Raw genomic sequence first — 13230 nt, 5'->3', positions numbered from 1 at the left:
GGCGGGAGGAGTGTGCGGGGCGTTCCGGCGCGGCGAGGCGCGGGGGAACGGCCATCCACCCGCGATTGTTGCGGAACACGCAAGATTTACCCCACGCGCCGTCAGCAATCCGGCTCTTATATCGCGCGGCCCCTCGCTTGGCAAGACGCCGCAGGGGGTGGCGGAGGGGCAACCTGCCGCTTTTTGACATTGATGGGAAACGATGAAGAAAAACAGTCTGCACCCCAAACGCGCGCCATCCCCCTTTCGTGCGTCCCGACGAAGGTGCGCGCTGCAACGGATGCAAGCGACATCGTCTTCCCGCCCCGCATCTGGCGGGCATCCGGCAAGCATTAGGCGCGCACCAGGCGCACCCCGCCCCACAATCCGCACGGCATGCCGCCGCGCGCCGCCCCTTGCGCCCCACCGCCCGCAAATGCTACCGCATTGCCTTCACCACGCCCCGGCGTCCGGGCACTGCGGCCCGCGTGGGCGCGCCCAGCGCCGCTTTGCGCCCGCACCCGCAGCAGACCGGCCAGCCTTGGCGGATGATTTCCGAATTTTGTCATGCGGATCCCGGCACCCCGGAAAGGGCCGCCCGGATCCCCACCGTGCCAACAGGCCTGCACGCGGACGGCGGCCATGCCGCCAAGCAACACGAGGGACAGGAACATGCTCGCGATCCTCGACTACAAGGCAGGCAACCAGACCAGCGTGCGCCGTGCGCTGGACCACCTGGGCATTCCCTGCGTCATCACGGCGGACCCGGCAGTCATCGCCGGGGCGCACGGGGTGATCTTTCCGGGGGTGGGCGCGGCCGGACAGGCCATGAACGAGTTGCTCACCACCGGCCTCGACAAGGTGCTGAAGGACCAGGTGCAGGCGGGCAAGCCGCTGCTGGGCATCTGCGTGGGCTGCCAGATCATGCTGGACTACAGCCAGGAGAACGACACCAAGGCCCTTGGCATCGTGCCCGGCGAATGCCGCCTGTTCAACGCCGCCTGGACCGAAGAGGACGGCAGGCCCATCCGCGTGCCGCACATGGGCTGGAACCGCATCGTCCAGAAGCGCCCCTGCGAACTGCTGAAGGGCATCGAGCCGGAGGCGGAATTCTACTTCGTGCACAGCTACTACCCTGCCCCGCCGGAAAGCTACGTCATCGCCACCTGCTCCTACGGCGAGGAGTTCTGCGCCATCCACGGCGGACCCGGCCTGTGGGCCGTGCAGTTTCACCCGGAAAAGAGCGGCCGCCCCGGCCTTGCCTTGCTGCGCAACTTCCACGCCTACTGCAAGGAGGCCAGCCGTGCTTAGCAAGCGCATCATCCCCTGCCTGGACGTACGCAACGGCAGGCTGACCAAGGGCGTGAAGTTCGAGGGCAACGTGGACATCGGCGACCCGGTGGAAACCGCCCGCCGTTACTACGAACAGGGCGCGGACGAAATCGTGTTCTACGACATCACCGCCTCGCACGAGGACCGGGGCATCTTTCTCGACGTGGTCGAGCGGGTGGCCTCCGAAATCTTCATCCCCTTCTCGGTGGGCGGCGGCATCAACACCGTGGAAGACATGCGGGCCGTGCTGGTGGCCGGGGCGGAAAAGGTGTCGGTGAACTCCGGCGCGGTGAAGAACCCGGACATCATCAGCCAGGGCGCGGCGGCCTTCGGATCGCAGGCCATCGTGGTGGGGATGGACGTGAAGCAGGTGGAAAAATCCGCCGCCATCCCCTCCGGTTACGAGATCGTCATCCACGGCGGGCGCAAGTTCATGGGCATGGACGCCATTGAGTGGGCGAAAACCTGCGAGGCGCTGGGGGCCGGCGAACTGTGCGTCAACTCCATCGACGCGGACGGCACCAAGGACGGCTACGAGCTGACCCTGACCCGGCTGATCGCCGACGCCGTGACCATCCCGGTCATCGCGTCCGGCGGCGCGGGCAGCCCGGCGCACATGTACGACGCCATAACCAGGGGCGGCGCCACCGCCGCGCTGATCGCCTCCATCGTGCACTACGGGCAGTACACCATCCCGGACCTGAAGCGGCAGATTGCCGACATGGGGGCCAAGCTGCGCATGGTCTGGTAGCCAAACGGGTATTTTGCCCGTTGGCTATATCAGACTCGTTTTCCTTGCCACCGGACGAAAATCCTCATTTGGACAAAAGACAGAGCAACACCGTACGGCGTCCGGCAACCCACCGGACGCCGTACGACCACTGACGATACCCCCCACACCCTCGCTCTTCATCCGGAGGGCACCCCATGCCTGCCCGTCGCACCAGTTTTCCTTTCCTGCTTCTGCTGCTGGCCGCCCTGCTGACCGTGACCCTTGCCTGCCCCGCGCCCGACGCAACCGCTGGCCCCATCCTCGACAAATTGCGCGAACGCCGTGCCGAGCGGGCCGCGTCCGATAACACCGCATCGGGCAGCACCGCCTCGGGAAATGCCACGACGAACCGCCAGGATGGTGCCGCCGCCCGCAGGGGCAGCAACCCCCAACATCCGTTGGACCCCGCCACCATCGTGCCCGGCAGCCGCAGGCTGACCGAATCCTACGGCCCGCACCCCGCCCAGAGCATGGACGTGTACCTGCCGCCCAATCCGCAGCACGCCCCCGTCATCGTCATGGTGCACGGCGGCGCGTGGAAGATCGGCGACAAGGCCAACCCCGGCCTGATGGACAACAAGCTGGCCCGCTGGCTGCCCAGGGGCTTCGTGCTGGCAAGCATCAATTACCGGATGCTTCCCGATGCCATGGCGCTGGAGCAGGCCGGGGACGTGGCCGCCGCCGTGCGCCGCGTGGCCGATGCCGCCCCCGGCTGGGGCGCGGACCCGTCGCGCATCATCCTTATGGGCCATTCGGCGGGGGCGCATCTGGTGGCGCTGGTGTCGTCCGCGCCGTCCCTGCTCGACCGCCCGGTGGCGGGGACGGTGGTGCTGGATTCCGCCGCCATGGACGTGCCCGCCGTCATGCAGCACCGCCACCTTGGTTTCTACGACGAGGCCTTCGGCAAGAACCCGTCCTACTGGATAAAGGCCTCGCCCCAGCAGCAGTGGACGACAAGCGCCGTGCCCATGCTGCTGGTGTGCTCCACCAAGCGGGCCGACAAGCCCTGCGTGGCGGCACAGGCCTTTGCCGCAAAGACGGCGCGCGCAGGCCGCACAACGCCCGTGCTGCCGCAGGCGCTGACCCACGGAGAGATCAACCACCAGTTGGGCCTGCCCGGCGCGTATACCGACGCCGTGGACGGGTTCATCACCGCCCGGCTGGAGGAGACTGCGCCCTGATGCCCCGATGGCCTCATGGCCAGATGGCCTCATGGTCAGATGGTTTGACGGCCTGATGGGTTGATGCCGGATTGCCTGACAAACTGATGACCCGACGGGCTGCCGCCTTGCCACGCCCCCGAAATTTCCCAACCCTCACGGTGCCGCCCACGCCGTGCCACACCCGCACCGGCCCTGCCGGGCGGGGCGAAACGCGCGCCGCAAACAATGCACGAGGTCCCGCATGACCACCCCCTATTACCGCGTCCGCACCACCATCACCCGCCCCGACGCCGCACTGGTGGAGGCCTTTCGGTCCATTCCCGTTTCCAACATCGGCGATGCCATGAACCGCATGGCCTGCATGCATTCGCGCATCCGCCCCATGAACCGCGCCCCCCTGCTGGGCACCGCACTGACGGTGCGCGTGCGCGTGGGCGACAACCTGCTGTTCAACAAGGCCATGGACATGGCCCAGCCCGGCGACGTGCTGGTGGTCAACGCCCATGACGAGCCGTTCTATTCCATCGTGGGCGGCCAGATGACCACCTGGATGCAGCGGCGCGGCCTGGCCGGGCTTGTGATTGACGGCTGCATCCGCGATGCCGAGGAAATCGAGGCCATGGATTTTCCGGTGTACGCCACAGGCATTTCGCCCAACGGCCCGGTGAAGAATGGCGGCGGCGAGGTGAACTTTCCCATCGCCTGCGGCGGGCTGGTGGTGAACCCCGGCGACATCGTAGCGGGCGACCGCGACGGCATCGCGGTGGTCCGCCCCGACGACGCCCCGGCAGTGCTGGAAAGAACACGCGCCATGGTCGAGAAGGAAACGCGCGTCATGGCCGCCATTGCCAACGGCGCGTGGGATCGCACCTGGGTGGACGAGATGCTGAAAGAACAAGGGTGCGAGTTCGTGGACTAGGCACGCGAGAAAAAACGCAGAAAGCAGAGAGGCCACCCATGCGGCCTCTCTGCTTTTCATATCTCCACAAAGCCGGCGGAAGCCGCCGTGACCGGCCCCCCGCCGGATATGAACACCAGGCGGCAACTGCGCCAAGCCCCCCGCATTGACGTCACACAAGGTGTGACCTATGTCTTGGCTATCCGGCCATGGCGCCCGCACTGCCACGCATCCGCAGGGACCGCATGAAGATATACATGAACACATGGTTCGCGCGCTTCGCGGATGCCCAGGCCATCACGGGCGCGGCCCTGCACGATGCGGTGGCGGACATGGATGCCGGGCGGTTCGACGCGGACTTGGGCGGGTGTGTGTACAAGCAGCGGGTGGCCCGACCGGGAGAAGGAAAATCCGGCGGCTACCGGGTTATCCTCTGTTTTCGGCGGGGGGAGCGAGCATTTTTCGTCTACGGGTTTCCCAAGTCGAAACGCGGAAACATCACGACGAAGGAACGCGACAGCCTCAAGAAGCTGGCAAAGATACTGCTGTCCATGAGTGACGAACAACTGCAGACCGAGGTTCGGGCCGGAACATTTCAGGAAGTTCTTCGCCAGGAGTAGATCATGACAAAGACATACAAGAGCGACCTGCTGGCGGCTGTCCACGAAACGGCGGAGGCGCTTCACGCACACGGCGTGATCGACAAGGTCACCATGAAGGACTTCGACGATTCCTGCCTTGCCCCCGTGGACGGCATCACCCCGGAGGAAATCCGGCACATCCGCGAACAGGCCCGGCTTTCCCAGCCCGTGTTCGCCCGCTACCTGAACGTCTCGAAAAACCTGGTCTCCGACTGGGAACGCGGCGTGAAAAAGCCGGGCGGCCCGGCCCTGCGGCTGCTGACCATCGTCAAGCACAAGGGGCTTGAAGCGGTAATGCTGTAGCAGCGCACTGCGCCACATCCGGCCACATCCCCTCGTGTCCTGCCCCTACCCCGCCCGAAACGTGCCGCTCTTGCCGCCGGACTTGAACACCAGACGGCAGTCGCGCAGCACGATGTCCTTCTGCACGGCCTTGCACATGTCGTAGATGGTCAGCCCGGCCACCTGCGCGGCGACCATGGCTTCCATTTCCACACCAGTCTGGCCGGTGGTGCGCACTTCCGCCTCCAGTTCGATGGAGGGGGGCGCATCCACCACGGTAAAGCGCACGTCCGCATAGCTGATGGCCAGCGGATGGCACATGGGAATCAGTTCTGCCGTGCGCTTGGCAGCCATGATGCCCGCGATCTTGGCGGTGGTCAGCACGTCGCCCTTGGGCAGGGCGCGGCGCTTCAGCAGGTCCAGGGTGTTTTCGTTCACCTCCACCACGGCCCGCACGATGGCGGTGCGCTGGGTGGGGGCTTTTGCGCCCACGTCCACCATGGTCACGCTGCCGTCCTCGGTCATGTGGCTGAAGGCGGCCTCCGCGTCGTCGGAATCGGACACGGCATGTCCCAGCCCGCCGGTGCATTCCAGCGCGGAGGGCGCGCCGCAGCCGCAGCCGCACCCGGTGTTGGGCAGATCCGGACCGTCCTCGTCATAGTCGAGGGGGTCGAGGGGGTCGGGCATATCGTCAAGCCGGACGGCGGGCGCGTCCTTATCGAAGGCGTCAGGCGTACCGGGCGTTTTGGGCGTATCGGAAGACATGGGGATAACCTCCTGCCAGTCGTGAAACAGGGCAAAGGGATGGCGCTGGCGCGGCCCCGCGCTGGCGGTTCCATCCTTCTTGGCTGTAGCCCAAAACAGGACGGACGCCAATGCGGCGTCCGTCGGAAAGGGCTGAGGAAATCGGGAACGGCCAGCCGGGCATACGCGTGCCCCGACGTGTCCCGCCAAACCTACCGCTCCACGTCCTTGGGCACCAGCCGCATGCCCCTGCGGCACAGGGTCAGGATGTCGTCGGCGGGCAGGGGTCGGGCAAGGCAGTAGCCTTGCAGATAGTCCACGCCCATGCCGCGCAGGGCGGAAAGCTGGGCCGCCGTTTCCACGCCCTCGGCCACCGTGGCCAGGCGCAGGCTGCGGGCCAGCCCCAGGATGGTCTCCACGATTTCCAGGCTGCCGCCTTCGTCCAGCAGTTCCTGCACGAAGGTGCGGTCTATCTTCAGGGCGTGGATGGGCATGCGCGCAAGGTACTGCAACGACGAATACCCGGTGCCGAAGTCGTCCAGCGAAACGCGCACCCCAAGGTCGCGCAGGGTGCACAGCATGGCGTTGCCGCGTTCGTAGTTCTGCATCAGCGAGGTTTCGGTAATCTCCACTTCCAGCGCGTCCGGGGGCACGTCGTAGGCGTTCAGGCAGGCGGCGATATGGCTGATGGTCTCGTCGCTGTTCAGGCAGCGCGACGAGATGTTCACCGCCACCGGCAGGGTCAGCCCCTCCAGCCGCCACGCGGCGTGCTGGGCGCAGGCCATTTCCACCACCAGCCGGGTTATCTCGCGGATGGAGTTGGAACTTTCCGCCACGGGAATGAACACCGAGGGCGGGGCCACCACCGTGCCGTCGCGTTCCCAACGCAGCAGCGCCTCTACCTTGCGCACCCGCAGGGTGCGCGCGTCGGTGATGGGCTGGTACACCAGCCGGAATTCGCGCCCGGCGATGGCCGCCTTGATGTCCTGGTCCATGCGGTAGCGCCGGGTGAATTCCAGGCACTGCTCCTCGCAGAACACGGCAATGGCGTTCTTGCCCATGTCCTTCGCGCGGTACATGGCGATGTCCGCGCGCGACAGCAGTTCGTTGGCCGATTCGCCGTCGTCGGGATACACCGACACCCCGAAGCTGGCGGTGACCGAAAAGCCCATGCCGCCGTACTCGAACGGCTCGGCAAAGGTTTCGAACAGCCGCCGCATGATGCCGTCCAGATGGCCCTTGTCGCTGATGCCGCCCACCGCCGCCACGAATTCGTCGCCGCCCAGCCGCCCCAGGATGTCGCCGGGGCGCAGGGCCGCGCGCAACCGCCGGGCCACGTCGCACAGCAACTGGTCGCCGGTGGCGTGGTCGTACGAATCGTTGATGAACTTGAAGCCGTCCATGTCGATGAACACCACGGCCAGCTTCTGGCCGCGCACCGAGGCCCTGGCGATGGCTTCGCGCAGCAGTTCGAAGATGTGCTTGCGATTGGGCAGGCCGGTCAGATCGTCGTGGTTGGCCTGGTAGGTGATCTGGGCTTCCTTCTGCTTGATGTCGGTGATGTCCGAGAACACCCCCACGCAGTTCAGGATCACCCCGGCCTCGTCGCGGATGGACACCAGGCTCAGCCACTGCGGAATCTGCCAGCCGTCGCGGTGCGGGCCGCGCGTCTCGCCGATCCACGATCCGTGCTCCAGCATCTCGTCCCACACGCTGCGCGTGCCGCCCACGGGCGCCATGCCCAGGGCCGGTGACAGGCGGCCCATCATGGACTGCGCGTCCACGCCGGTAATGCGCTCGAAGGCCGGGTTGACGGCCACCACCATGCCCGCGCTGTCGGTGATGAAAATGCCCTCCACCGCGTGGGTGAACACCTCGCCCATCAGGTGCAGCTTGGCGTTGGCGTCGCACAACTGGGCGGTGCGGTCACGCACGCGGCGCTCCAGTTCGCGGTGGACCTCGTTCAGCTCACGCTGCGAGGCCTCCAGCAGATCGAGCATGCCGTTGAAGGCGCTGCCCAGCCCCTCCAGTTCGTCGCCGGTGCGGATCTGGATGCGCTGGCCCATGTTGCCGGGGCCAATGGAGCGCACCCAGGCGGACAGTTGCAGCACGGTGCGGGTCACCGTGCGCGACAGCAGCAGCGCCGTGGCCAGGGCCACCAGCATGGCCGTGGCCGTCAGCGCGCCGATATGCCACCACGCGGCGCGCTGCTCCGCCCGGTAGCCGTCCAGGGCAAGCCCCACGGACACGGTGCAGATGGCAACGCCCGCCCGCTCCACGGGCAAGACGTGATGATAGACTTCCGGCCCGTCGGCGAGTTTTTCCGGGAGCCCGTCCGCTGCCGTATCGGGGGAACCAGGCGGGGGGGAAGAGGCGGAAGACCGCGCGGCGCCCGTTACGCCCAGTGCGCCCGCTCCGTCAGTCACGCCCGATGCGCCCGTTACGCCCGATGCGCCCGCTCCGTCAGTCACGCCAGCCTGCCCGCTCATGCCGCCCACCCACTGGGTGCTCCAGTCGGGCGCCGGACTGGCCATGCCCGCAGGCAGCCCCCGGCGAAAGCCGCTGGGCTGCTCCGGCTGGGCGGCAGTACCCGCCAAGGCATGCGGCGCCGCCTTGAAGCTCCAGCCGCCGCGCCGGAACACCAGCGACGAACCATCCACACGGGTGACCACGATGTATGCCAGCCCCGGCTGCCGTTGCAGCACGCCGGTGCAGTGGTCGACAAGAACCGCATAGTCTTCCGCCGCCAGGGCGCTGGCGGCCACTTCCGCCACCGACGAGGCCAGCTTGTCGGCCTGCGATTCCATGCCCCGGCGCAGCACGCCCTGCTGATAGGGAATGATCATGCCAAGAATGGCCGCGATGATCACCACCCCCGCCACAAAGGCCAACCCGCCCGCCTTGAAGGCGATGCCAAGGCTGCGGCGCGTGGGGCGGCCCGGTGAGGCCGGTGAGGCCGGTGAGGCCGGTGGGGCCGGTGGGGCCGATGGAGCCGGTGGGACTGGATGCGAGAAATGCGGCGGGCCGGACCCGTCTCCCAGGTCCGGCGATTTCTGCGGCCCCGAAGATTCCGACAGAACCGCCGTCGCCCTGGCCGAGCCGGAAACATGGGCGTGGCCGGACGGATCAGACCCGCCGGGCACGTCGATGCCAGGGGCGCGCCCCTCGTCGGCAAACCGGCCGACAGCAGCCGGTGCATACGGAGAAGGACCAGGCGGGGACATGCTCATGGCTCCACCAGACGGCGCGCGGGCTCGATGGCCTCTGGCCGGAACGGTGCGATGCCGTCCAGTTGCAGCAACAGCAGCATCTGCCTTCCCCACGGGTTTTCCGAAAGGCCCAGTCCCAGTTCCGCATAACGCGGCGCCAGCGAAGGGTCCACCGACGGGGCGAGGCACATCACGAAATCTATGAGCGGCGGTGAAACGGCAATGCGCTCCATCTGTGCCTCGATCTGGGGATTCAGCTCGGACATGGTGCGCAGCGACCGCTCGGTGACGATGCAGGCGGGCGCCTGGCCAAAGAACACCGGCAGCAGCACGCGCGAAGGCTGCACGTCATAGCTCACGGACGTGAAATGCCTGGCGGCCGGGGGCAGCCCCTGGTCGCGCAACAGCCGTTCCAGCCAGCGCGCGGGCAGGCTTTCATGCCCCAGGGACATGGCCTGCACCAGCAGCCGCTTGCCGCGCAATTGCCCGATGCGGGTGATGCCCGAGCCCTTGGCCACCAGCAGCACGTAACGCTCGCCGAACTCGCCGTCGGTGACCGGCACGCCGAAAGGCTTCAGATCCATCTCGCGCGACAGCAGCAGATAGTCCACGGTGGGCAGGTGCACCACGTCCAACTGCCCCGCCAGCAAGGCCGCGCGGATTTCGGCCCGCGAACCGAAGGCCGACAGGTGCACGCCAAGGCCCCGCTCCGTCTCCACGTAGCGGCGCGCCCACAACTGCACGGCCAGGGCCACATCCTTGCGGTCCACGCCGGGCAGGAAATACTCCACGTAGCCAAGGCGCAGTTCCGTCGGGGCGGCAGTTGCGGACACCATGGGGTCCACGCCCCCCAGCAACAGCAGCAGGGGCAGCAGAAGCAGCAGCTTCCTGCCGGGCCGGGTGGCCCGACACGACAGGTCAGGCTGGGCGAAAGGCTCAGGGCAGCGCACGGGCGCCATAGCCCACCTCCCGCAGGTGCTCGAGAATCTCCGTGCCCGCCACCAGATTGCGCGCGGCGGCAGCCGCCTGCGCCTCGTACAGGGCGCGCAGCCGCGCCGCGCGCACCAGCGATTCGTAAATCTGGGTTTCCAGCAACTCGCGCGTATCCACCAGTCCTTCACGGTAGGCCCGTTCGGTAAGGGCACGGCTTTCCGCGGCCACGGCCACGGTCTGCGCACCAATGGCCGCCTGGCGGGCAGCGCGGCGCTCTTGCAGCACCGCATCCTTCACGCGCAGGGCCACGCCTTCGCGCAGCAGCACCCGCTGGTGGGCCAGCTGGCGCAGTCGGGCGCGCATTTCCTCCACCCGGGCCCGGGTGCGAAACCCTTCGAACAGCGGCAACTCCACGGTCACCCCCGCCGCGCCGTGGGTGCGTTCGCCCTCGGCCACCAGTCCGCCGTCGTAGGCATTGGTCACCGTGGACAGGGTCCCGAACAACGAAACCACCGGCAGGTATTCACCGGTGGCATCGTCCAGACGGGCCTCTGCCGCGTGGACCCCGGCGTCGAAGCGGGCAAGGTCCAGATTCAGGCGGTAGGCGTCGGCCACGGAGCCATCCAGGTCGCCGGGGTCGGGCGTGGCGGGCAGTTCCGTGTCCGCCACCCGCACCTGGCCGTCCCACGGCAGGCCCAGGGTGTTGGCCAGGGCGGATTCGGCCAGTTCCACGTTGGAATCCAGCTCGGCCAGCAGGGAACGCATCCCCAGTACGCCCACCTGGGCACGCAGCCAGTCGGTCTTGCGCACCCGCTGCGAGCCGCCCTTGTAGAAATGTTCGACCACGGCGCTGGTGGCTTCCAGCCGCTGCACCGTTTCCCTGCCAAGGTCGCGCAACGCCCGCGCCAGAACCACCCCGTAGTAGCGGGTGGTCACGTCGTGCACCAGTTGCAGACTGGTCAGGCGCGCCTCTCCGGCGGCGGCATCGTGCCCGGCCACGGCTTCGCGCACGCGGGCCTCGCGGCGGCCGCCGTCGTAGAGCAGCAGGCCGAGATCGGCCCGGAATTCACCGATGTCGCGGTCGGCAAGTCGGATGCGCCGTTCGGGCACGGTGGTGCGCATGGTCATGGGGCCACCGCCCATGTCCACGGTATAGTCGAAGGAGTCTTGCGGATAGACGAAAACGGGGTCGCGATCGAGCCGGGTCTGGGTGGAGGACGCGGTGAGCTGCGGCCAGTAGGCCGAGAGGGCCTGGCGGTGCTGGGCTTCCGCAATGGCCAACCCCTCGCGCGCGGCGGCGGGCCCCGCGTTGTTGCGCAGGGCCAGGGCGATGCATTGCGCAAGGTCCAGGGGATGGGAGGGCGACGGCGTGGATTGCGGAGCGGGCAACTGCGGCGAAGCGCACGGCACACCACCCGCACCACCCGCAAACGCGGGAGTCGCGTCAAGAACGGCAAGGCACGACAATGCCGCCAGAAACAGCGCCGCAGCCAGCAGGCCCACGCCCTGCGAAGCGGCCTGTCTGGCCAGAACCGGCATGGCGGGCAGCCCATGCCGCGCAGTCATGCCGGGACCGGGGCCGTGACCGTGACCGTGACCGTGACCGGAACCGGGGCCTGCCAGCCCGAAGCCGTGCCCCCCGCACCGCGCCTGTGCCTCACCCTTGCCGGGGATGCGGCTTCGGGCGTGGCGCGGGAACGGCTGGACGAAATTCATGTCGGAATGCTTCCTTGCGGGCACGAATGGGGGGACGGGCGGGCATGGCACTCCGGCGGCCGCGCCATACCGGCACGGGAACCCTGGGGGCCGCAGGGCATGTGCCTGCGTCCCAACCATACGGATACCGTACGTTCCGGCTGGTTGAGTAGTGACACGGTCCGTTGCGGGCCGTCAAGATTCCGGGAGGGGCTTATGGGGGTTTTATGGGTGATCCCCCATTAAAAGGTAGGTAAACCCCCCACAGATGTATGGGCAATCAACCGGCATCGCGAGCAACCTCCCCCACCCGAAACGACGCCCGCCCCCGGCGCAACACCGGGGGCGGGCGAAACATGTCGTGGAAAAGGGTCTGCTGCAGTGCGCATGCAGGCCAGAAATCGGGCTGTGCGTCAGAAGGCGAAACGGAAGCGGGCCTGCGCCTGCAACCCCCTATTCCATGCCCATGGCCTTGCCGATCTTGCGCGCCACCTTCTTGACCTTCTCGAAGGGCTTGCCTTCTTCCAGCTTGGCGAACTCGCGCAGCAGTTCTTCCTGCTTCTTGGTCAGGCTCACGGGCGTCAGCACGCGCACCTCCACCAGCAGGTCGCCCTTCTGGTGGTGCCCGAGGTAGGGCAGGCCCTGGTCGGTCAGGCGGAACACCTCGCCGCTCTGGGTGCCCTTGGGGATATCCAGGGTCACCGGGTCGTCCAGGGTCGGCACCTCGATGCGGTCACCCAGGGCGGCCTGCACGAAGCTGACCTCGTGGGTGATCACCAGATCCTGGCCCTGCCGGCGGAAGGTCTTGTCCTGCTCCACGCTGACGACCACGTACAGGTCGCCGGGGGGGCCGCCGTGCAGGCCCGGTTCACCCTCGCCGCGCAGGCGCAGGCGGTTGCCGGTGTCCACCCCGGCGGGAATGCGCACGGACAGTTCGCGCACCTGCTGGAGGATGCCCGACCCCTTGCACTTGGGGCAGGGGGTGGGAATGACCTGGCCTTCGCCCCGGCACACGGGACAGGGCACGGCGATCTGGAAAAAGCCCTGGCTCTGGCGGATCTGCCCGCTGCCGCCGCAGTGGCGGCAGGTTTCGGGCTTGGTGCCCGCAGCCGCGCCGGAACCGTTGCACTCGTCGCAGGTCACCTTCTTGGGCAGGCGCAGGGTGACTTCGTCGCCCTTGGCGGCCTGCCGGAAGGAGATGGACAGGTTGTAGCGCATATCTGCCCCGGCCTGGGGACGCGGACCGCGCATGCGCGACGAGCCGGTGGCAAAGCCGAAGAGATCGCCGAAGATGTCGCTGAAATGCGCGAACACGTCGTCGGCGTTGGCAAAACCGTGGCCGCCGCCGTTGCCGTTGAGGCCCGCGTGTCCGAAACGGTCGTACCGCGCCCGCTTGTCGGCGTCGCGCAGCACGTCATAGGCCTCGGCGGCCTCCTTGAACATCTGTTCGGCCTCGGGATTGTCCGGGTTGCGGTCGGGATGGTACTGGAGCGCAAGCTTGCGATACTGCCGCTTGATCTCGTCCTCCGACGCGTCCCGGGCTACGCCGAGCACCTCGTAATAGTCACGCTGGCTCATGGCT

12 protein-coding genes are annotated in these 13230 nt (G+C 67.6%); 6 read left to right on the top strand and 6 right to left on the bottom strand.

The features are described 5' to 3' along the window. Nucleotides 1–332: 332 nt before the first annotated feature. A complete protein-coding gene (locus DESTE_RS18035; RefSeq protein WP_156925347.1) occupies nt 333–653 on the bottom strand; it encodes a hypothetical protein in 321 nt (106 codons plus the stop codon). On the opposite strand from DESTE_RS18035, the gene hisH reads away from it, so the two are divergent. The 6 genes from hisH (at nt 652) to DESTE_RS12235 (ending at nt 5088) form a co-directional block, all read left to right on the top strand. Beyond that, nucleotides 652–1290 (top strand): imidazole glycerol phosphate synthase subunit HisH, encoded by a 639-nt coding sequence (hisH, locus tag DESTE_RS12260; RefSeq protein ID WP_035067941.1) that lies wholly within the window; start codon nt 652–654, stop codon nt 1288–1290. The genes DESTE_RS18035 and hisH overlap by 2 nt on opposite strands. Further along, nucleotides 1283–2062 (top strand): imidazole glycerol phosphate synthase subunit HisF, encoded by a 780-nt coding sequence (gene hisF / locus DESTE_RS12255; protein WP_035067939.1) that lies wholly within the window; start codon nt 1283–1285, stop codon nt 2060–2062. The genes hisH and hisF overlap by 8 nt, the downstream gene beginning before the upstream one ends. Nucleotides 2063–2238: 176 nt before the next feature. Then, on the top strand, nt 2239–3264 hold the full coding sequence (locus DESTE_RS12250) for an alpha/beta hydrolase (RefSeq protein ID WP_035067937.1): 1026 nt from the start codon (nt 2239–2241) through the stop codon (nt 3262–3264). Between the two features lie 223 nt (nt 3265–3487). Then, on the top strand, nt 3488–4165 hold the full coding sequence (locus tag DESTE_RS12245) for an RraA family protein (RefSeq protein WP_035067935.1): 678 nt from the start codon (nt 3488–3490) through the stop codon (nt 4163–4165). A gap of 224 nt (nt 4166–4389) precedes the next feature. Then, nucleotides 4390–4764, top strand: coding sequence for a type II toxin-antitoxin system RelE/ParE family toxin (locus DESTE_RS12240; protein WP_035070288.1), 375 nt, complete (start codon nt 4390–4392; stop codon nt 4762–4764). A gap of 3 nt (nt 4765–4767) precedes the next feature. Beyond that, nucleotides 4768–5088: a helix-turn-helix domain-containing protein gene (locus DESTE_RS12235; protein WP_035067933.1), complete on the top strand. Its 321-nt coding sequence runs from the start codon at nt 4768–4770 to the stop codon at nt 5086–5088. Between the two features lie 45 nt (nt 5089–5133). Here the strand turns inward: DESTE_RS12235 and moaC are convergent, their stop codons facing one another. The 5 genes from moaC to dnaJ form a co-directional block, all read right to left on the bottom strand. Next, nucleotides 5134–5631 (bottom strand): cyclic pyranopterin monophosphate synthase MoaC, encoded by a 498-nt coding sequence (gene moaC, locus DESTE_RS12230; RefSeq protein ID WP_281172073.1) that lies wholly within the window; start codon nt 5629–5631, stop codon nt 5134–5136. Between the two features lie 392 nt (nt 5632–6023). Then, nucleotides 6024–9041: a putative bifunctional diguanylate cyclase/phosphodiesterase gene (locus DESTE_RS12225; protein ID WP_245590837.1), complete on the bottom strand. Its 3018-nt coding sequence runs from the start codon at nt 9039–9041 to the stop codon at nt 6024–6026. Next, nucleotides 9038–9979: a phosphate/phosphite/phosphonate ABC transporter substrate-binding protein gene (locus DESTE_RS12220; protein ID WP_035067929.1), complete on the bottom strand. Its 942-nt coding sequence runs from the start codon at nt 9977–9979 to the stop codon at nt 9038–9040. Before DESTE_RS12220 ends, DESTE_RS12225 begins: the two co-directional genes overlap by 4 nt. Next, nucleotides 9957–11669, bottom strand: a complete 1713-nt coding sequence (locus DESTE_RS12215; protein WP_245590836.1) for a TolC family protein — start codon at nt 11667–11669, stop codon at nt 9957–9959. Before DESTE_RS12215 ends, DESTE_RS12220 begins: the two co-directional genes overlap by 23 nt. 432 nt (nt 11670–12101) lie before the next feature. Further along, nucleotides 12102–13226 carry a molecular chaperone DnaJ gene (dnaJ, locus tag DESTE_RS12210; protein WP_035067927.1) on the bottom strand — a complete coding sequence of 375 codons (1125 nt, stop codon included), beginning with the start codon at nt 13224–13226 and terminating at the stop codon, nt 12102–12104. Nucleotides 13227–13230 lie beyond the last annotated feature (4 nt).

Origin of the sequence: Nitratidesulfovibrio termitidis HI1, from assembly GCF_000504305.1 — a bacterium.
GTDB classification, from domain to species: Bacteria; Desulfobacterota; Desulfovibrionia; order Desulfovibrionales; family Desulfovibrionaceae; genus Cupidesulfovibrio; species Cupidesulfovibrio termitidis.
The sequence above is the reverse complement of the archived record's forward strand: the minus strand, read 5'-3'. Positions and strand labels throughout refer to the sequence as shown.